The following is a 19,476-nucleotide window of genomic DNA, read 5'->3' on the forward strand; positions in this document are numbered from 1 at the left end:
TCCCTTCCGGGAAAACACAAAAAGGCCGCGGAATACTCTGCGGCCTTTTTTCATACCCAACGCCTGAGCTTCGGACACAAAAAAAGCCGGAGACATGCTCCGGCTTTTTTCAGGTTCAGACAGGAAAGAGCATCAGGTCTGACCGATCTTCAGCCGATCAGCCCTTCATCCTTGAGCACACGCAGCGCATATTCGATACGGTGCCTGTAAAGATGCTCGGCTTGGGTCCGTGCCTGGGCCTTGCGCGCCATTTTCACACGCAGGTCGTTGTCATCGAGATAGGTCTTCACCAGCCGCTCGAAATCCACGCGGTTGGAGAACACCGGGATCTCGTCTGCCGAGTAATAGCGGCGGATCTCATGCGTATCCTCATGGAACACCTGGAACGCCCCGGCCAGAGCTGCTTCGAACGTACGCGGCCCCGGCGTGGACGGTGCGATGACGAAGCGCTTGTTTTCAAAGCTCAGTGAACGGCCGAGGTTCAGCACCAGCTTGGAGCGGCGATAAAGCTCCACGAGCTGGGACTTCTCGATCCGCGCATCGGAGAAGCCGATCCCCAGTTCACCCCATCCCGGCCCGACGATCTTGATGTTCAGATCCCGCAGGACCGGCAGCAGGTTGCGGACGATGTCCTTGCGGTTGGTAAACGCCACACCACAGAACAGGACGTCGATCGTCTTTTCGGAATTCGCTTCGATCTCACCATAATGCAGCTTGGGACTGGCCGCGAGCGGCAGATGGAACACCCGGTCGCGCTGATAGAAATTATGCCCCCAGCGGTCGCAGGAGAAGATCACGTCGAAATCATCGGCAATGCGGTAATTCGCGTCCTGCTCGTAGGGATCTTCCGTTGCCCAGAAGACCGTCACAGCGCCGATCTTCTTCGCCTCGCGGCAGACCTCGCCGAAATACGTGCTTTCCGGAAGATAGGAGCCGATCGCAAACACGATCGTCGGCTTCAGGATCCGGATGGAGCTGGCTGCGGCCGAGATATGAACCGCCGTGACATTATCCTCGCCAAAACAGTCCGCCCAGCCATCCATGATGGACTCACGGATCTGGGCATTGGCCTGGCTTTCATACCGCCCGCCACTACAGACGAGAACACGTCCGGTCAGGCCAGTGTCCATCCCGCTGCTCTCGCCCGCGTCCGTGGACTCCACGATCACTTCATTCACTGCGTCCATAACCTTCCTGCTCTCCCCAAACCTTCCTGAACCGGATCCCTCCGGTCATGTCATGCAATGCAGCTCTGAACAATGTCTGACAGCGCCTGCCGGAACCGGACCGGAGAACAGTCCCGCTCGACAGCCGCGAGCGCGGCCTGCCGCAGGTTTTCCCACAGCTCTCCGTCCTGATAAAGGCGTGTTACCGCCGCCGCAAACGCCTCCGCGTCATTCGCAGGCGCGGCCAGAACCTCATGGCCGTCCGTCCAGCCCACCTCTTCCTGAAGCAGCGTCGTCACAACCTGCGGCAGCCCATAGGACGCCGCCTCATGAACCTTGAAGGGAATCCCTCCCGCAAACCGTGTCGGCGCCACGAATACCCGGTGCCGGTCAAACAGCTCCCGTGGATCTCCCACCGGCCCCACGATCTCTACCCGACTGCTGGTTGAAAACACCGTCATATCCACATCCGCCCCCACAAATCCCGCGATCGTGAAATGGACTTCCGGCGGCAGAACCCTGTCGAGTATCGGCAGGACACGGTCCACGAACCAGACAAGACTGTCGTGGTTGGGCGCACCTTCGTCATGGATCGCGCCGAAGAAGAGAATGTTGTGACGGTCTTCGAAGGATGCGGGGGTTGGCTGGGGGTACAGTTCATGCCCGAGAACGGAGACGTTCTCGAAGCCCGCACGCCGCACGAGGTCAGCGTCGTGAGAGGTCACCGTGATGATCTGCTGGCAGAACCGGGCACATTCCAGTTCCTGCTGGAGCATCTCGTCGAAGCTGATGTCGGGTACTGGCAGGCCCAGAACGCGGATGCGCTCCATGGTGCGTGGAGTGGCGATCACTTCCGTATCCAGAATGGGACCGGCGGAGGGAAGGTAGCGGTTCGATTCATTGAGCAGCGGCAGGAGGCGCGCCATGTTGTGCGTACGCCCGATCCAGACCAGATCGTAATATCCGACCCGTTCCTGAATGAAATCAGCAAAGCTGGAAAGGTCCTGATTGACGATCAGTTCCACCGTTTCAGGGAAATCTCCGAACAGGTCGATGGCCGTCTGGTCCCGGCGCAGGACAGGGAAAACCGTGACCTGATATCCGAGCGCCGTCATCTCGCGGATGATGTCGTTGGAGCGGACGTAACCTGATCCCAGACGCCGCAGGGGAAGACGGTCCTCGATGAAGAGGATCCTCCTGCGCGGACTGACCCGGTGTTCCCGGCCCAGAACAGCGTTGCGGATATGGGCCGGCTGCTGATGACGCAGAAAATCCTGCTGCAGTCTGGCGAAGGTTTTCAGGTTGCCACGGATCAGGGCATGGGAGCCTGCCGCACCTGAACTTCCGAACTCCAGATGCTCGATGACAACACTCGGATCATAGACGATCCGCATCCCGGCCTTGAGAATACGCACGCACAGATCCGCATCTTCGAAATAGGCCGGCATGTAACGGGGATCATATCCTCCGAGACGGCGCAGCAGCGCGGTGCGGACCATGAGGAAGGCGGCGGAGCAGTAATCCACATCCCGGACGAAATTGGCATTCGTCAGGTTCGGGTCGTCCTCGCGCAGATAGCCATAGGTCGCACCGTCCCGCCAGATGATCGAACCGGCCTCCTGAAGACGCATGTTCGTGCGGATCAGCTTGCCGCCGACGGCCCCGATATCAGCCTCGGAGCGCAGACGTTTCAGGGCATGAACGATGGCGTCCGGGTAAAGGCGGACATCATTGTTCAGATAGAGGACAAACGGCGCTTCCGCCTTTTCCAGCGCAAGATTGCAGCCCTGAAGATAGCCGATATTGTGCCGGTAACGCAGGATCGTGGCTCCGCGCACCATCCGGCCGATATGACGTGTCTGGTCATGGGAGCCGGAATCCACGAGCACGAGCTGTATGGCACCGGCATAGTTGGCGCGCAGCGAAGCCAGGGCCTGTGCCGTCAGGGCGACCCGGTCATAGACGACCATCAGGACACTGATTTCGGGAATGCCATGAACGGTGAAGTCCAGCGGATGCCGGACCAGCGACGGAAGGATGGCTTCCGCTTCGCGTTCAAACAGGAGTCTGGACTGTTCCTCGGGGATCTCGGGAACAGCCGCAAGGGCTGCCATACGCCCTTCACCCAGCCCTGTCCGACCGGCGACAAGATGGGCAAACGCGCTGTCATACAGACGGTTGCGCACGTCATTGCACACCTGTGCCTGCGCCATATGGGCGGCCAGATCCACGTTTTCCTGCGGGGTACGACCTTCATGCGCGCCGTAACGGACGAAATGATCGTAGCCGTTGCGGAAATATCCATGCTCCAGCGAGGGCACCATATCCGGGTGGGCCTGCCTGTAGAACTCTTCGGAGAAAAACTCCTGCGGGTCGAAGAGGCGCGGTGTCTCGTTGGTAAGATAATGGTGCAGGGCGCTCGAATAATGACCCGCGGCGATTTCCTTACGGACTTCGGGATAGCGGGTCAGGTACCAGACCGGATCGAAATACCACGAGACACGCCCCGCATCGGCAACGTGGGCCGGCAGACCAAGCCATGATCCGAACAGACCGATCCGGCTGTCGAAATGATCGGGGAATGTCAGCGCGAGTTCCCGGCAGAGTTCATCATCGAAGAAATGATGACCCCCGTAATAATGGCTTTCTCCGATTTCGAGATAATGATCGTAACCGTTGCGAAACCCGTTTTCATTCAGGAAGCGCTGCGTCAGTTCCGGGTACCGGCGGCGATAGCCGGGTTCGTCGAACAGCCAGTGCGGGGAATGGGTCCTGTATCCGATCGCGGTGTAGTGCTCGAAACCCGAAGCCCACTCTTCCCGGATCAGGCCCTGACGCACATCCTTATAGGCGTCCCGATACCACATTTCGTCAAAATAGCGGTTGGGAGAATGTCCGTAACGCTGACCCGTCTGCAGGTAGAATGCATACGGATCCTCCTGCCCTTCCTCCTGCATCCAGTCCCGCACCTCGGGATACCGCAGGAGATACCATTGTGTATCAAAGCGGGACCAGCGGGGTTCCCGCGTCTCTGAGAACGGAGGTGAAACACTTTCGGACATCAGGGCAAGCCTCCCGCTCGCAGGTCAGGAAACGACTTTTTCCGCGAGAAGGCGCTCGGCACGTTCGACATTGGGGGGCTGGACGTCAAGACGCTCCACGGACAGGATCGCGCCATCGTCGAATGTCACGGAAATATCGGTCATTCTCGACCCGAAGACATCTCCGACGACATTCACCAGCATGAAACGATAGACCCCATCAAGCGGGCGGGCATAGCCTTCGCGCGGCATGAACACGCCCCTGAAGCCGACACAGAGGGGGGCGTCGCGATGTACCGTACCGACATCAGCCCGGGCCACCCGCTCCGTGGCAAAGAACACGATCTCGTCCCGGCTTTCCGAGACCAATCCGCCATAGACCTGACCTGCACGGGACAGGTTGCGGAAGAAAACCCAGCCCCGGACTGTCAGCGGACCTGCCGGATCCAGCTCGGCCGGAGGGTTGCCGATCAGTCCGCTGAAATCATCAATGTAATAATCCAGAGCTCCAGTCGTGCAGGGGTGCATCTGGTGCTGGCCGATTCCGGACAGCTTCACACCCCGCATCAGACCATCACTGTGGGAAACGCGGCGGAAATCGGACAGGACGAGATCGTTGGACGGAGCCGAACGGATGATCTTCCTGACCTGGCCGCCTTCGACCTCGATCTGGATGGGGGTGAGCTGGAATGCGCCCTGACCGTTGATCACGTTGATCAGACCCACCCGGAAACGTCCCTCACACCATTTTCCACGCAGGGCAACCTTGCCCGAAAAACCGGCGCGTCGGGGCGCATTGACGAAAAGCTCCGCGATATCGGCCCGGATCTCGCGCTGGCATTCCAGAAAGATCATGGCGCTGTCGGGGTCTTCGCCCAGCAGGACCGTGAACATCTGACCGGCCGAGCTGATACCGGGGAGAATCATCCATCCGCGGATATGGAACTCGGGGGCACCCTCGAAGGGCTTCTCTTCCATGTCGGAAAAGACATGATGACAGATGTCGTCAATGTAGCATTCGGCGCCCTGGACCGAGAACCAGTCCCAGACCGGGACCGGCATTTCCACGGAGAGATCCCGCATGGTCGGAGGATCGAAGATATGGCGCGGGGGCGCCTGATGACGCCAGGAGGCATGCGGCAGGAGATGAACCTGGCCAGCATCCAGACGCAGTTCCGATACGCCCATTTCGCGACGGGGAGCCGTCTCGTGATAGAGCGCCAGAAGCGAATCGGCGTATTCGCGCGCATGGGCCCAGAGTGCTGGCGTGATGTTCTGCATGATCTGGCGGCGCAGGGGTTCGGACGAACGCAGCAGTTCCAGACGTTCGAGCACCATGCTGGGGCGGCTGATGGGAACCTTGAAGCCGTTGACGCCATCTTCGACGCGATCTCCCAGGGCACCGACGTCCGTCACGATGGGAATGAGGCCATTCTGCCAAGCCTCGGAGAGGGAGATGCAGTATGTCTCGGGCCAGATCGACAGGTTCAGCGCAACATCCGCGACCTTCAGGGCCTCGATATCGCCCATGTCGTAACGGCCGTAGATCTTCACGTTCGGACGGGGGGTTCCGGTCAGGACCGCTTCGTATTCCGGATGCACATATCCGAAAATGTGGAAGACGAAATGATCCGGGTGGGCGATGTCGATCAGGTTGAGGATCGTATCGGCGCCCTTGGTCCGCAGGAAGTTTCCGACAATGGCCACGCCAAGGGGACGATCTTCGAGAGGCTCGTAGGGCTTCATCAGGACAGGAACGGTATTGTCGGGGCTGGGGATCCCCATCACGAGGCTGCGCTTGGTGTCGAGAACCGGATAGATCTCGTGCGTCAGGTTGCGTGAATGGACCGTCCCGAACAGGATGGCATCGACAGAATGCAGCATCTTGGCCACGAAGGCACGGCGGGTCTGCTCGCCGCCATGATCCACGTTTTCCGACGCCTTGAGCGTGATATCGGCGGCAAGGACGGAACGGACCTCATCCTCGACGTAGCGCAGTTCGTGATTGAGAAGGTTGTAACGGGCGGAAAGCAGCCAGAAATCATGGGCGGAGAAAATCACGCCCGCACCATTGGCCTTCGCGATGATCGGCAGCGACAGGGCATGATGCCCCAGATGCTGGAAATGAACGATGTCGATATTGTACTGGCTGATGACGCTGGAGAACGCCATTTCTTCCGGTGAATCGCACAGCGCGTCCTGCCAGGCCACTTCCGGCACGTCGAAGCGCTCCAGTTCCTTTCCGTTGGCGGTGGTCAGGCGGCAGAAACTTCCACGACGCAGCCAGTAGAAATACTCGACGTCCCGCGACAGGAGGGTGCAGAGCCCCTGCTGATAGACCTCGACGCCCCCCCATGCCTGCTCGTGGATCGTGGAATGGGTGCACATCAGCACGCGCAGACGCCGGCGACGAGGCAGGGGAGCGAGAGCCTTGGTGCGACGTCCGAAATCGGCGCCGGTGATATCGCGCATCTTCTCGAGACGATGTTCGTAAAGATGCCGCGACACGACGGATTTCTGCGCGGCCAGGGCGGCATTGCGACGCGCGCCCTTCTGCTGGAGCAGTCTGGCAATGGCATCGACGACCTGATTGGCATCCCGGGCGAGGGAAATGCCATTTACGGTCTCGAAATGCTCGGCACTCATGCTTTCCGGTGCTTCCACCACCTGGGCGGCGCCCGCCAGAGCGAGTTCGAAGAAGCGTGGGCCGGGAGCCGTGGCCTGGCTGACATCGCCATGGCTGGCATAATCGCGGAACATGGTCAGGGTGACGGCGCTGACATTCGCGAAATCGATGAAGGCTTCATGGCTGATGGGGCGCTGGATGGCCAGCGCGGCCAGATCGGCCGGCAGGGGCGGAAGGAATTCGTTCGTCGGGCAGACGAGCTTGAGCCGCGCATGGGGGAACGCGGCAATGACCTTGCGCAGGGTATGGACGCGATTGGGCCACATCGTCCCGGCAAAGAAGATGTCATATTCCAGTTCAGCGGCGGGAAGAACGCTGCGTTCGTGAATCGACGGACTGGCGGCCAGCGGAAGATAGTGCCCCTTGCCATGATAATACTCGGCACAGGACGGGTCATTCGTAAAGACGTAGTCGAAGAGTTCGGCGTTTTCGACGTTGAAGTCCCGCATGAAGGGGTCTTCGAAGGTCCACAGGATCATGGTGCTGAACGCCGGGCGGACACGGCGGATCAGGGGAAGATTGATGCGCTGGGCGTCCAGGCAGATCAGGACGTCATGTTCGCCGGAAGCTGCGATACCTGCCAGGCTCATGTTGTCTGCGACGACGACCTGCTCTTTGCCAAAGAGTGCCTCGGCTGCCCGCTGCACAGCCAGCGTCAGGTAGGAATTGGGATTGTGGGTGTAATTTGTGTTGTAAATGACCGCCATCAATCTCTTGGGCGCTGAGGCCCACCCCCATGTTTAATATTGGCCCGTCGTCCGGATTTCCGCAGGGCATGCCCTCCGCTTACGGCATTTTTGTCTCAATGCACTTTCTTGTGTAGCGGATGGCGCGGGTAAGAAAAAGCCCACCACGAAAGAATGAATTTTCAATAAAAAAAGGGCCACCGAAGTGACCCTTTTTTTACCGACCGGAAGAAGAGAACTTCTCCCGGCCCACCGGAGCAGAAGCTCAGGCGTCCGTGTTGCGGCGGCGGATGGCGGCACCCAGGATATCACCCAGGGATGCGCCCGAGTCAGAAGACCCGTACTCGTTGATGGCCTGCTTGTCTTCCTCGACCTCACGGCCGCGGATCGTCAGGGCCAGCTTGCGCGACGCGCGGTCGACGGAGACGACCTTGGCGTCAACCTTCTCACCGACTGCGAAACGCTCCGGACGCTGCTCGGCCTTGTCACGGGCCAGCTCGGCGCGACGGATGAAGCCGGTCAGAACGTCGTCGACCTTCACTTCGATACCGTTGCTCTGGACAGCCGTCACGACGCAGGTGACGACAGCACCCTTCTGGACGCGGGACAGGGTGTCAGCCGCCGGATCTTCCTGAAGCTGCTTGATGCCCAGGGAGATACGCTCCTTCTCGGGATCCACGTCGAGAACCTTGGCCTTGACGACCTGGCCCTTCTCGTAGTGCGACATGGCGGTTTCGCCCGGCTCGTCCCAGGACAGGTCGGACATGTGAACCATGCCGTCGATGTCTGCGGAAAGACCAACGAACAGACCGAATTCGGTGATGTTGCGGATCTCGCCTTCGATGATCGAACCGACCTTGTGCTCTTCCTCGAACTGCTCCCACGGGTTGCGCTGAACCTGCTTGAGGCCGAGGGAGATGCGGCGCTTTGCGCTGTCCACATCCAGAACCATGACGTCGACTTCCTGCGAAGTGGCGACGATCTTGCCCGGATGGACGTTCTTCTTCGTCCAGGACATCTCGGAAACGTGCACCAGACCTTCGACGCCCGGCTCCAGCTCCACGAATGCACCGTAGTCGGTGATGTTCGTGACGCGGCCCGTGAAGCGTGCTCCGGCCGGATACTTGATGGCGACGTTTTCCCACGGATCAGCTTCAAGCTGCTTCATGCCGAGGGAGATACGCTGCGTGTCCGGGTTGAAGCGGATGACCTGCACACGAACCGGCTGACCGATCTGCAGAGCTTCGGACGGGTGGTTGATGCGCTTCCAGGCGATGTCGGTGACATGCAGGAGGCCGTCAACGCCGCCGAGGTCAACGAACGCACCGTAGTCGGTGATGTTCTTGACGACGCCGTCAAGGATCATGCCTTCCTTCAGGCCCTGGATCAGCTCGGAGCGCTGTTCCGCACGGGTCTCTTCGAGAACGGCACGACGCGAGACAACGATGTTGCCACGGGCGCGGTCCATCTTCAGGATCTGGAACGGCTGCGGCTGGCCCATCAGCGGCCCGACGTCACGAACCGGACGGATGTCGACCTGGCTGCCCGGAAGGAACGCCATGGCGCCGCCGAGATCAACCGTGAAGCCGCCCTTGACGCGACCGTAGATCGTGCCGTTGACGCGCTGGTTGTTGGCGAACGCACGCTCCAGAGCGGTCCATGCCTCTTCGCGGCGAGCCTTCTCGCGCGACAGGACGATGGAGCCGTCACGGTCTTCGTAACGCTCGACATAAAGCTCGACGACGTCGCCCGGCTTCACGTCCGGGGCAACGCCGGCCGGACCGAATTCCTTGAGGGACACGCGGCCTTCGCTCTTGAGGCCGACATCGACGATTGCGAATTCGTCGGTCAGGCGGACAACGCGGCCCGTGACGACGGAGCCGTCAAAGCCGGTGTCGCGGCCCAAGGTCTCTTCGAGAAGGGCTGCAAAATCCTCGGTACCGTGATCGGCCGTGGGGGTCTGAGTGGCTGAAGCCATGTAGATACTATATTCCCGGACGTCCTTTCCACTAACGGAGCGGATGTCCACGTCTGCGCCTGGTCCATGATGGGCCGGACGACTCCCCGCTGCCGATAATACGGTCAGACCGGGTTATTGGCTGTTGGATCCGCCTGCCAGACGCAGGACGAACCACACCCTGCCCCTTGCGGGCCGGGTGATACGGTGCACCAACACCCTGCGAGGGCGCGGTGTCAATAAAAAAAGCCGTTTTTGGGGCGCTATTGCGGCAGGTCAGTTCCGCGCTTTCTGGCGGGCCACGGTTTCACATGCCTTTTCAAGGACCTCTGCGGCAGAGAGCGCATCGGTCTCGATCAGGATGGCGTCCGGAGCCTGAACCAGCGGAGCGGTTTCGCGCGATGAGTCGCGTTCGTCCCGCGCCACGATTTCGGCTACAGCAGCCTCAAGCGCGGCCTCGTCCAGCGGAGTCCCGCCATGAACCTGATGATGACGGCGCAGGGCGCGGGTCCGGGGAGACGCCGTGATGAAGAACTTCACGTCCGCATCCGGAAAGACGACGGTGCCGATGTCGCGGCCATCGACGACCGCGCCCGTTTCGGACGCGAAGACGCGCTGGCGTTCGAGAAGCGCAGCACGGACTGCGGGCTGCGCTGCCACGAGGGAGGCCCCGCGGTCGATCTCGGGGACACGCAGATCCGTGCGAGCCAGATCCGCCTGCTGCAGGGCCTGAGCCTCAGCCGACGCATCGCCGGCCGGATCAAGTCCGGCATTCACCATCCGGCGTGCGACGGCGCGATACAGCAGACCAGTATCGAGATAGGGCAGCCCCAGCTTTGCAGCGAGCGCCTTGGCGAGCGTGCCCTTCCCGGCCGCAGCGGGTCCGTCAACGGCAATGACAAGCGGGCGAGTTATCACGGGGTCAGCCCTGCGCCGAGAGCGTTCATCAGGTCCACGAAACCGGGGAAGCTGGTTTCGATGAAAGCAGTATCGTCCACGTTCACGGGCTTCTGGGCCGCGAGACCGAGCACGACGGCACTCATGGCGAGACGATGATCCATATGAGTCTGGACCGTGCCGCCGCCGAGGGGACCGTGATGGCCCTTCACGATGAGATCATCGCCGATCACTTCAGTTTCGGCCCCGTTCACGTTCAGCAGGGCGACCGTGGAGGCCAGACGGTCGCTTTCCTTCACGCGCAGTTCTTCCAGACCGCGCAGACGGGACGCGCCCTCAGCAAAGGCGCAGGCGACGGCCAGAACCGGATATTCATCGATCATGGACGGCGCACGCTCGGGCGGAACATCCACGCCCTTGAGCGCACTGTAGCGCACATGCAGATCACCGACCGGCTCACCGCCTTCGACGCGCTCGTTTTCAATGGAGAGGCTGGCGCCCATCTCGATCAGTGTCGTGAACAGGCCTGTCCGCAGCGGGTTGAGACCAACGCCTTCGATCCAGATATCGGAACCCGGCACCAGCAGGGCCGCGACGATCGGGAAGGCCGCGGAGGACGGATCGCCGGGGACGGTCACGTCACGGGCGGTCATGCGCACCGGACCCGTCAGGGCGATTCGGCGGCCGCCGGCACCGAAGCGGGAAACATCCACCTCGACACCAAAGTGGCGGAGCATGTTTTCAGTATGGTCGCGGGTCGCGACAGGCTCTTCCACGACCGTGGTGCCATGGGCATTCAGACCGGCCAGCAGGATGGCGGACTTGACCTGCGCGGAGGCGACCGGGAGGCGGTATTCGATCGGCTTTGCTTCGCCCGTGCCGCGGACGGCCATTGGCAGGCGACCGCCTTCGCGGGTCAGGAACTCGGAGCCGTTGGTGGCCAGCGGGACCGTCACGCGGCGCATGGGACGCGAGCGCAGGGAGGCGTCGCCCGTCATGATGCTGTTGAAAGCGTGGGAGGACAGGATTCCGGCGAGGAGGCGGGCTGCCGTGCCGGAATTGCCCATATCCAGCACATCCGCCGGCTCGGTCAGGGCCCCAACACCGCGGCCTTCGATCACCCAGTCCGCACCATCGCGCGTGATGGTCGCGCCAAGTGCGCGCATGGCATCGGCCGTCCGCAGCACGTCCTCGCCTTCGAGCAGGCCGGTCACATAGGTGCGGCCGGAGGCGAGGGCGGCGAACATCAGCGAGCGGTGACTGATGGATTTGTCACCCGGGACACGGGTGCGGCCGGAAAGTCCCTTGGGGGACGCGGAGACGGTCAGGGGGCGCGAGACTTGCATGGCAATGTTCTTGCTGGGGCTCCCCTCGCCTGTCAATCACCTCGTGAATCGCCCTGGGGCGGTGCAGTCATGCGCCTGAAAGCTGTCAGGAATCACGCTTCGGGATTTGACAGGGCGCGCACAAGCTGGCATGGCCGCGTTCCTTATTCGAGGCATTAGCAGGCTCCGCACAATGGCAAAACCCGAACTTGGTCTGAAACGGACATGCGTTGAATGCAGCGCCCGCTTCTATGACCTGAACCGCATCCCTGCGGTGTGCCCGAAATGCGGCACGACGCAGCCGGACGATTCCCGTCTCAAGCGCAGCGAAGTTCCGCTGCCGGAAGAGAAGGATCCGAAGCCCAAGGCCGCCGAGCTTGAGGATGATGTGGATCTGGAAGTCGCCGAAGACGAGGACGACGATGATGTGATCGCTCCGGACGACGATCTGGACGATGACGACGATCTCAGCAATGACATCGAAGTGCCGAATGACAAGGATGATCGCGACGACAACTAAGGTTGTTTGCGCTGTTCTTCTGGCGGCACTGATGAGCGGCTGTTCTGATCCGGAAGGTGTTTTCACCCCGGACAGCGCAGCCGTTCGCGCATTCAGGACCCGGCTCGACAGCCAGCCCAGTGCCACTGCGGTGCTTCAGGCCCGCTGTCCCTCTCCGATCCGGGTACTCCGCCTGAGCGTGGACCGGCCGGTGACGGAAGAAATCCTGACCCTTCTGCAGGTGAGCGGGACCCATCAGGTCACTACGCGGCATGTCCGGCTGCTCTGTGGCGAGACCGTGCTGTCGGATGCGTGGAACTGGTATGTGCCCGAGCGGCTCTCCCCCGCCATGAACACGCTGCTGGAACAGACCGACACCCCGTTCGGGCGCGTCGTGCAGCAGACGGCTTTCCGGCGACAGAGACTCGAGACCCGCTTTCCGGGTGCAGCTTCCGGCATCGTTCTGGAAAACCGCGCGCTTCTGCTGCGTGGTGCGGACGGCGCACCGATTTCTCTTGTTGTGGAAGATTATCTTCCGGCCGCTATCCGACCCTGAGAGTTCAGGACGCGGGCGACCAGTTCAGGTGCTGCCCGCCGTCGAGCGCAAGCATCTGGCCCGTCACGGACGGAAGCGCGAAAAGCGCGAGCGCGGCCTGAGCGATTTCCTCGGGCGAGGATCCGTGTTGCAGCGGGGTTCGCGCACACATGCTGTCGAAATGCTCCTGCGTCTGACGCACGGCCGGAAGGACCGGACCGGGACCGATCGCATTCACCCGCACCCGGGGCGCAAGCGCGAGGGCCATCGTCTGCGTCAGGGTCCATAATCCCGTTCGGGACAGGGTGTAGCTGACGAAATGTGGCGTCAGGTTCCAGACACGCTGGTCCAGCATGTTCAGGATCAGGCCTTCAGCGCCTTCAGGAAGCGCCTGCGCCATGGCCTGTGACAGAACGAAGGGCGCGCGGAGATTGGTTTCGAGATGTAGGTCCCAGCTTTCGCGGGTCACGCTGCCGATCTCGTCGCGGACAAAGGCGGATGCGTTGTTGATGAGGATGCCGACCGGGCCAAGAGCCGCCTCAACACGCGGCATCAGGGCCTCGACATCCTGCTCGCATTGCAGATTGGCCTGCAGAACACAGCCTTTCCCGCCAATCCGCTCCAGCAGGGCTTCGGCCTCACTCGTGCTGTCCCGGCAATGAATGGCGACCGCAAACCCCTGTTCCCCTAGCATCTCCACAAGAGCCGCGCCAATGCGTCGCGCACCTCCTGTAACGAGGGCCACACGTGGAACACGCGACGGAATCCGGAAGGGCGAAACCATGGTTAGAGAGACCGGCGGGCCGTAAGAGCCGCCGCCAGTGTGCCGTCATCCAGCACATCCAGCGCACCGCCCATAGGGACGCCATGCCCCACGCGTGTGACGGTCACACCCGTGGGCAGCAGACGTTCCTGAAGCCAGTGCGCAGTGGTGGCACCTTCGACCGTGGCGCTGAGGGCAAGGATGACCTCCCTCACCCCGCCTTCCTCGATCCGCTCGAACAGGGGACGGACATTCAGGTCATCCGGACCCAACCCTGCCAGTGCAGACAGGGTGCCACCCAGAACCTGATAGACGCCACGATGGACGCCTGCGCGTTCCAGCGCCCAGAGATCGCCCACGGTCTCGACCACGCAGATCAGGCCCCGGTCACGCCCTGCATCCGTGCAGATATGGCATGGATCAACCGTATCGAGATTGCCGCACAGGGTGCAGGTCTTCACGCTCGTGGCCGCCCGTTCCATCAGATGGGCGAGCGGCAGCATCCGGCTCTCCGGCTGACGCAGAAGGGCCAGCGCGGCCCGACGGGCGGAGCGTGGCCCCAGCCCCGGCAGGCGCGCGAGCATGGTAATCAGCTGGTCAATATCGCCGTGACCCGTCATGGGCGGGGTGTCTCCGTCAACCGGGTCAGAAAAACCGGGAGCAGAAAGGCCGGATCAGAACGGCAGCTTCAGGCCTGCCGGAAGGTCGAGACCACCGGTCACGTCGCGCATGGCTTCGGAGCTTGCGGCTTCAGCCTTGGTCTTGGCGTCCGTATAGGCCGCGACGATCAGGTCCTGAAGCGTTTCGATATCGCTCGGGTCAGCGAGCTGCGGGTCAATCTTCAGGTCGCGCATTTCGCCCTTCCCCGTCAGCTTGACCGTCACGAGACCAGCGCCAGCAGAGCCATCGACAACAAGGGAGGCCAGATTGCTCTGTGCGGCTTCCATCTTGGCCTGCATCTGGCTGGCCTGCTTCATCAGTCCGGCAAGGTTCTTCATCGTGTTGTCCTATTCAGTTCAGGTTCAGGTCGTCTTCATCAAGGAAATCGGCATCCAGGGGCGCGAATTCCAGATCGGGCGGTTCGTCATCGGTCAGTGGCACGGTGATTTCCGGCGGCAGACCGTATTCATCAAGGGAATGATCCTGCACGTCCCCGATTTTCGCGCCGGGAAAAGCCTTCAGAATGGCCTGCACCAGCGGATGCTGCTCCACCGCAGCCTGATTGATGGCTACGACTTCCGCGCCCTGCTCGTCGAGCGTCGGCTCGCCCGGAGCCGTCGAGGCACTGACGCGCCACTGCCCCGGATAGACGCGGTCCAGCAGTTTCTGAAGCTGGCGTTCGATGCGGGCCTGAGGCTCTTCGGCACGGATCTGCACATCCGGCGGGGAAAAGCGCACGAGATGCACGGCATTGCGCAGTAGGCCATGCAGCACGGGTTCGCGCTCACGCGCCACCATCGCCACCATTTCGCGCCAGGTCCGTGGCGGGGGCGGAAGCTCGGGTTCGGGCTCTGGCTCCGGGAGAGGTTCGGCGTAACCGATACCGGGCTCGATGATCTCGCCACCATTGGCGACAAGCCGGACATGGGCCCGGGGCGCGGGGCCGCCAGAGGTCTCACGGACACTGCTGGACGCGATGCCGCTGACCGGCCCGGATGGCGCTGCGGAAGACATGCCACCCGTCGGGCCTGATGCACCAGCCGGAAGCGACAGGTCCTGCCCCCCTTCGGTCAACTGGCGGATCAGGCGATCTGGCGTGGGCAGCAGGCTGGCGTGACACAGGCGGATCAGCACCATTTCGGCGGCCTGACGGCGATCCGGAGCGGTTTCGACTTCCTGCACTCCTTTGAGCAGGATCTGCCAGGCGCGCCCCAGAACGGCATTGGACAGCCGATCCGCCAGAACCCCGCCGCGTGTACGCTCGGCTTCCGGCAGATCCCGGCCTTCCCGCAGCGACGGAATGGCCTTGAGACGCGAAATCAGGTGCAGCAGATCGAGCAGATCCGCCAGAAGGACACCGAGATCAGCGCCCCGGGCATAAGCCTGATCGGTCAGTTCCAGTGCCTCGGCGGGCTTGCCAGCCATCAGGGCATCCAGCAGATCAAAGACCAGCCCACGATCCGCCAGACCGAGCATGTCGCCCACGGCATCGGCGTCACTGGCCCCCTGCGCGATGACCTGATCGAGCAGCGAAAGTCCGTCACGTACGGAGCCATCAGCCGCGCGAGCGATGAGGGCAAGCGCGTCTTCAGAAAGGCTTGCCCCTTCCTTGAGCGCAATATTGTGGAAATGCCCGGCCAGAAGGGACTGCGGAACGCGGCGCAGATCGAAACGCTGGCAACGGGACAGGACCGTGACCGGAACTTTGCGCAGCTCGGTCGTGGCGAAAATGAACGTAACCTGCGGCGGCGGCTCTTCGAGCGTCTTGAGCAGCGCGTTGAAGGCGTTGCGTGAGAGCATGTGGACTTCATCGATGATGAAGACCTTCATGCGGGCCTGCATCGGGCGAAAGCGCGTGGCCTCGATGATTTCACGCACATCATCCACACCGGTGCGGGAAGCGGCGTCCATTTCCAGCACGTCGGGGTGGCGGTCGGCAAGAATGGCGGTGCAGTTGGGGCAGACACCACAGGGGTCGGCGGTCGGGCCGCCCTTGCCGTCCGGGCCGACGCAGTTCAGGGCGCGGGCGATGATCCGGGCGGTCGTCGTCTTACCGACACCGCGCACGCCGGTCAGCATGAAGGCGTGGGCTACACGCTTGAGTTCAAAGGCGCGGCGCAGGATGCGGACGAGGGAATCCTGACCGATCAGGTCATCGAAAGTCTGCGGGCGGTATTTGCGGGCCAGAACGCGATAGGGCGTGGCCTCGGCAGCGGGGAGCGCAGGACTGGCCGCTGCCGGCGCGTCTCCAAAGAAACCACCGCCATTTTCGGGCGGCAGGGGGAGATCGTTATTTTCATCAGTCATGGAGATGTCGAACCCTCAGCACGGAGGATGGGACCGTCATGGAACGGTCGGGACGCTGCGTGGAACGAACCGGCGCGTCCGGTGATCTGTGTGAGGTAGGAGGCCGGACATTCAACCCGGATAAAACTCACTGCGGCTGCTTCCTTCCGGACCTGACCGGGTTGGCAAGGTATCCGTCCAAAGCCGACCTCCCGGCGCTCTCCTAACACGGAGGGAGGGGTGTCTGACAACCCCCAATCATCAGAGTGCGCCCTCATTGTCCCGTCTTATTCTCCGACAGCCGCCCCACCCATGTGCCGCGGATCGGCCGCGCCATAGATCAGACCCGTTTTTGGAGCGGAGAGGCTCGGACGGTCGGCCAGGATTCCTTCGGCGACGCCCCAGGGACGATGCGGCGAGAGGGCATAGCCTTCGGCCTTGAGAGTCTGCATGGCCTCATCGGACAGGGCGCCGGGTTCCAGTTCAACGGCCGAGGGCTCCCACTGTTCGTGGATTCGCGGCAGGTCGATCGCCTGACGGATGTCGAGACCGTAATCCAGAACGCCAAGAATGGCCGAGAGCGTGATGGTCGGGATGCGGGAGCCACCAGGGCTGCCGATCACCATGACGGTCTTTCCATCACGCGAGACGATGGACGGTGACATCGAGGACAAGGGCGTCTTGCCCGGCGCAATGGCGTTCGCCTCCGAACCGACGATGCCGAACATGTTGGGCGCGCCCGGCTTGGACGAGAAATCGTCCATTTCGTCGTTCATCCAGATGCCGGTATGCCCGCCCATCACGCCTGCGCCGAACCAGCCATTGAGGGTGTAGGTCGCGGAAACGGCCATGCCCGTGTGATCCAGCACGGAAAACTGGGTCGTCTCGTGCTTTTCCTGCGTGTCGGGCGCAGCCTGCGCCACGGGGGCGGGAAGTGGCTCCCCTGCCCTCAGCGTGCTGGAGGACAGCGCGTGATCGGTCGGGATTCCCTGACGGATCTGGTAGGCATAGGCCGGGTCAATCAGGTGTTCGACAGGATTGTGCACGAAAGCCGGATCCCCGAGATCACGCCGGTCGGAATAGGCGTGCCGCATGGCTTCGACTTCACGCTGCACGGCGGGGGCCGTGTGCAGGCCGAGAGCATGCATGTCGTAGCCCGACAGGATGTTCAGGATCTCGCAGAGTGCGACGCCACCACCACTCGGCGGCGGGGCGGTGTCGATCGTATAACCGCGATAGGTGCAGCGGATCGGTTCGAGCTGGCGGATGCGATACGCGGCGAAGTCTGAAAGCTGGAGAAGGCCGCCGCCCTCGGTGCTGGCACGGACGATCTCCTTTGCGATCGGGCCTTCATAGAAAGCCCTGGGACCGTCTTTCGCAATCAGTTCGAGGGAGTTCGCCAGATCCTTCTGTACCAGACGGTCACCAGCCTGAAGCGGAGTGCCATCGGGACGCAGGTAGAAGGCGCGCGCATACGGATCCTGCTGGAAATAACGCGTGGACGTATGCAGGAGATCGGCGTCTCCCTCGTTCAGGACAAAGCCTTCGCGGGCCAGTGCAATGGCGGGCGCCATGACCTTGTCGCGCGACAGGTGGCCCCATTTCTGCAGGATCGAATCCAGACCGGCGACCGTGCCCGGTACGGCGACGGCTTTCCACCCTTCAGTGGACAGACCGGGAATGACCTTGCCGGACGCATCCTGATACATCGTGGCCGTGGCGGCAACGGGGGCATGCTCGCGGAAGTCGATGAAGACTGTCTGGCCGGTTTTCAGGCGCAGGGTCATGAAACCGCCCCCGCCGATATTGCCGGCTGCGGGATAGACCACGGCCAGCGCATATCCGACCGCAACGGCCGCATCCACGGCATTGCCGCCCTGCGCGAGAATCCGGGCACCGGCCTCGGAAGCGAGGTGCTGGGCCGAAACCACCATGCCGTGACGCCCCGAGGCCAGAATCCCCGCGCTCATACGGTCCGGACCGAAAGCCAGCGGATCATGGGCCGCGCTGAGCGTCTGAGGCGCGGCTTCAGCGAGCGCGGAACTGCCGATCAGGGCCGTGGCGAGAAGGAAAGTAAACGCTCTCACGAAGTCTCTCCATAGGGTGGCTTGGTATAGCCTTTGGGGGACAGGGTGAAGATTTCGCAGCCATCAGCCGTGACGCCGACCTGATGCTCGAACTGGGCGGACAGGGTGCGGTCACGGGTGACGGCTGTCCAGCCATCATCGAGGATCTTCACGTCGGGGCGACCGATGTTCAGCATGGGCTCGATCGTGAAGACCATGCCCTCCACGAGCTTCACGCCCTGACCGGGTGTGCCGTAATGCAGGACATTCGGCTCGGCATGGAAGTCACGGCCGATACCATGGCCGCAGAAGTCACGCACGATGGAGAACCTGTTGGCTTCAGCGTATTCCTGGATGGCGTGACCGATATCACCGAGCGTATTGCCGGGACGGACCTGCGCGATGCCGTGCATCATGGCGTCATACGTCACGTCAATCAGCTTTTCAGCTTTTTTGGGAGCCTTGCCGACGACATACATGCGCGAACTGTCCCCGTACCACCCATCCAGAATGGAAGTGACGTCGATATTGACGATGTCGCCGTTGGACAGCTTCTTGCTTCCCGGGATGCCGTGACAGACAACATGGTTGATCGAGATGCAGCAGGATTTCGGATAGCCGCGATAGTTCAGCGGGGCGGGCGTGGCGCCATGGGCGATCGTAAAATCATGGATGAGCTGGTTCAGCTCTTCCGTTGTCACGCCGGGCTGCACATGGGGCGTGATCATGTCCAGCGCTTCTGCCGTCAGACGACCGACGCGATGCAGATGTTTGAAATCGTCCTGATCGTAGAGAACGATACCCCGTGCCTTGTCCATATCTGCTGCCCGATCCTTCAATCTTCAAAAAGCCCGGACAAAATGCGTCTGTCCGGGCTGGATCGCAAGGAGGGAGGTCAGATTTTCAGTA

Annotated in this window: 14 protein-coding genes and 1 other RNA gene; 2 read left to right on the plus strand and 13 right to left on the minus strand. The window is 62.0% G+C overall.

Features of this window, described 5'->3' with window-relative positions:
- Window positions 1-149: 149 nt before the first annotated feature.
- The 6 genes from ABF859_RS06765 to aroA form a co-directional block, all read right to left on the minus strand.
- Entirely contained in the window at window positions 150-1,130 is a 981-nt protein-coding gene (locus ABF859_RS06765) for a CgeB family protein (protein WP_415527091.1), read from the minus strand.
- A 107-nt stretch (window positions 1,131-1,237) separates the two neighbouring features.
- Window positions 1,238-4,228 carry a glycosyltransferase gene (locus tag ABF859_RS06770; RefSeq protein WP_415527017.1) on the minus strand — a complete coding sequence of 997 codons (2,991 nt, stop codon included), beginning with the start codon at window positions 4,226-4,228 and terminating at the stop codon, window positions 1,238-1,240.
- A gap of 24 nt (window positions 4,229-4,252) precedes the next feature.
- Entirely contained in the window at window positions 4,253-7,600 is a 3,348-nt protein-coding gene (locus ABF859_RS06775) for a glycosyltransferase (protein WP_415527018.1), read from the minus strand.
- Window positions 7,601-7,844: 244 nt separating this feature from the next.
- A complete protein-coding gene (rpsA, locus tag ABF859_RS06780) occupies window positions 7,845-9,557 on the minus strand; it encodes a 30S ribosomal protein S1 (protein WP_415527019.1) in 1,713 nt (570 codons plus the stop codon).
- A gap of 255 nt (window positions 9,558-9,812) precedes the next feature.
- The gene (gene cmk, locus ABF859_RS06785; RefSeq protein ID WP_415527092.1) at window positions 9,813-10,451 is read right to left on the minus strand and encodes a (d)CMP kinase; all 639 of its coding nucleotides are present in this window, start codon (window positions 10,449-10,451) and stop codon (window positions 9,813-9,815) included.
- Complete coding sequence (aroA, locus tag ABF859_RS06790; RefSeq protein WP_415527020.1) at window positions 10,451-11,779, minus strand: 3-phosphoshikimate 1-carboxyvinyltransferase; 1,329 nt, start codon at window positions 11,777-11,779, stop codon at window positions 10,451-10,453. Before aroA ends, cmk begins: the two co-directional genes overlap by 1 nt.
- 172 nt (window positions 11,780-11,951) lie before the next feature.
- On the opposite strand from aroA, the gene ABF859_RS06795 reads away from it, so the two are divergent.
- Both ABF859_RS06795 and ABF859_RS06800 read left to right on the plus strand, forming a co-directional pair.
- A complete protein-coding gene (locus ABF859_RS06795; protein WP_415527021.1) occupies window positions 11,952-12,278 on the plus strand; it encodes a TIGR02300 family protein in 327 nt (108 codons plus the stop codon).
- 31 nt (window positions 12,279-12,309) lie between these two features.
- On the plus strand, window positions 12,310-12,813 hold the full coding sequence (locus ABF859_RS06800; protein WP_415527022.1) for a chorismate--pyruvate lyase family protein: 504 nt from the start codon (window positions 12,310-12,312) through the stop codon (window positions 12,811-12,813).
- 4 nt (window positions 12,814-12,817) lie between these two features.
- On the opposite strand, the gene ABF859_RS06805 is transcribed toward ABF859_RS06800, so the two are convergent.
- From ABF859_RS06805 to map, 7 genes are all read right to left on the minus strand, one after another.
- On the minus strand, window positions 12,818-13,576 hold the full coding sequence (locus ABF859_RS06805) for an SDR family oxidoreductase (RefSeq protein WP_415527023.1): 759 nt from the start codon (window positions 13,574-13,576) through the stop codon (window positions 12,818-12,820).
- Between the two features lie 2 nt (window positions 13,577-13,578).
- Window positions 13,579-14,175 carry a recombination mediator RecR gene (gene recR, locus ABF859_RS06810; RefSeq protein ID WP_415527024.1) on the minus strand — a complete coding sequence of 199 codons (597 nt, stop codon included), beginning with the start codon at window positions 14,173-14,175 and terminating at the stop codon, window positions 13,579-13,581.
- A 54-nt stretch (window positions 14,176-14,229) separates the two neighbouring features.
- The gene (locus ABF859_RS06815) at window positions 14,230-14,553 is read right to left on the minus strand and encodes a YbaB/EbfC family nucleoid-associated protein (RefSeq protein ID WP_415527025.1); all 324 of its coding nucleotides are present in this window, start codon (window positions 14,551-14,553) and stop codon (window positions 14,230-14,232) included.
- 13 nt (window positions 14,554-14,566) lie between these two features.
- Window positions 14,567-16,522, minus strand: a complete 1,956-nt coding sequence (locus ABF859_RS06820; protein WP_415527026.1) for a DNA polymerase III subunit gamma/tau — start codon at window positions 16,520-16,522, stop codon at window positions 14,567-14,569.
- 95 nt (window positions 16,523-16,617) lie between these two features.
- Window positions 16,618-16,714: signal recognition particle sRNA small type (ffs, locus tag ABF859_RS06825), an RNA gene on the minus strand.
- 74 nt (window positions 16,715-16,788) lie between these two features.
- Complete coding sequence (gene ggt / locus ABF859_RS06830; protein ID WP_415527027.1) at window positions 16,789-18,588, minus strand: gamma-glutamyltransferase; 1,800 nt, start codon at window positions 18,586-18,588, stop codon at window positions 16,789-16,791.
- On the minus strand, window positions 18,585-19,385 hold the full coding sequence (gene map / locus ABF859_RS06835) for a type I methionyl aminopeptidase (RefSeq protein ID WP_415527028.1): 801 nt from the start codon (window positions 19,383-19,385) through the stop codon (window positions 18,585-18,587). The genes ggt and map overlap by 4 nt, the downstream gene beginning before the upstream one ends.
- Window positions 19,386-19,476 lie beyond the last annotated feature (91 nt).

It is taken from the genome of Gluconobacter sp. (assembly GCF_047722525.1).
GTDB lineage: Bacteria > Pseudomonadota > Alphaproteobacteria > Acetobacterales > Acetobacteraceae > Gluconobacter.

Excerpts from the sequence above, each read along its gene's own strand:
- ABF859_RS06765 (WP_415527091.1), bottom strand. The coding sequence starts at position 1,130 with ATGGACACTGGCCTGACCGGACGTGTTCTCGTCTGTAGTGGCGGGCGG.
- aroA (WP_415527020.1), bottom strand. The coding sequence starts at position 11,779 with ATGCAAGTCTCGCGCCCCCTGACCGTCTCCGCGTCCCCCAAGGGACTT.
- rpsA (WP_415527019.1), bottom strand. The coding sequence starts at position 9,557 with ATGGCTTCAGCCACTCAGACCCCCACGGCCGATCACGGTACCGAGGAT.
- ABF859_RS06775 (WP_415527018.1), bottom strand. The coding sequence starts at position 7,600 with ATGGCGGTCATTTACAACACAAATTACACCCACAATCCCAATTCCTAC.
- map (WP_415527028.1), bottom strand. The coding sequence starts at position 19,385 with ATGGACAAGGCACGGGGTATCGTTCTCTACGATCAGGACGATTTCAAA.
- ABF859_RS06815 (WP_415527025.1), bottom strand. The coding sequence starts at position 14,553 with ATGAAGAACCTTGCCGGACTGATGAAGCAGGCCAGCCAGATGCAGGCC.
- ABF859_RS06795 (WP_415527021.1), top strand. The coding sequence starts at position 11,952 with ATGGCAAAACCCGAACTTGGTCTGAAACGGACATGCGTTGAATGCAGC.
- recR (WP_415527024.1), bottom strand. The coding sequence starts at position 14,175 with ATGACGGGTCACGGCGATATTGACCAGCTGATTACCATGCTCGCGCGC.
- ABF859_RS06770 (WP_415527017.1), bottom strand. The coding sequence starts at position 4,228 with ATGTCCGAAAGTGTTTCACCTCCGTTCTCAGAGACGCGGGAACCCCGC.
- ABF859_RS06820 (WP_415527026.1), bottom strand. The coding sequence starts at position 16,522 with ATGACTGATGAAAATAACGATCTCCCCCTGCCGCCCGAAAATGGCGGT.
- ABF859_RS06805 (WP_415527023.1), bottom strand. The coding sequence starts at position 13,576 with ATGGTTTCGCCCTTCCGGATTCCGTCGCGTGTTCCACGTGTGGCCCTC.
- ABF859_RS06800 (WP_415527022.1), top strand. The coding sequence starts at position 12,310 with ATGAGCGGCTGTTCTGATCCGGAAGGTGTTTTCACCCCGGACAGCGCA.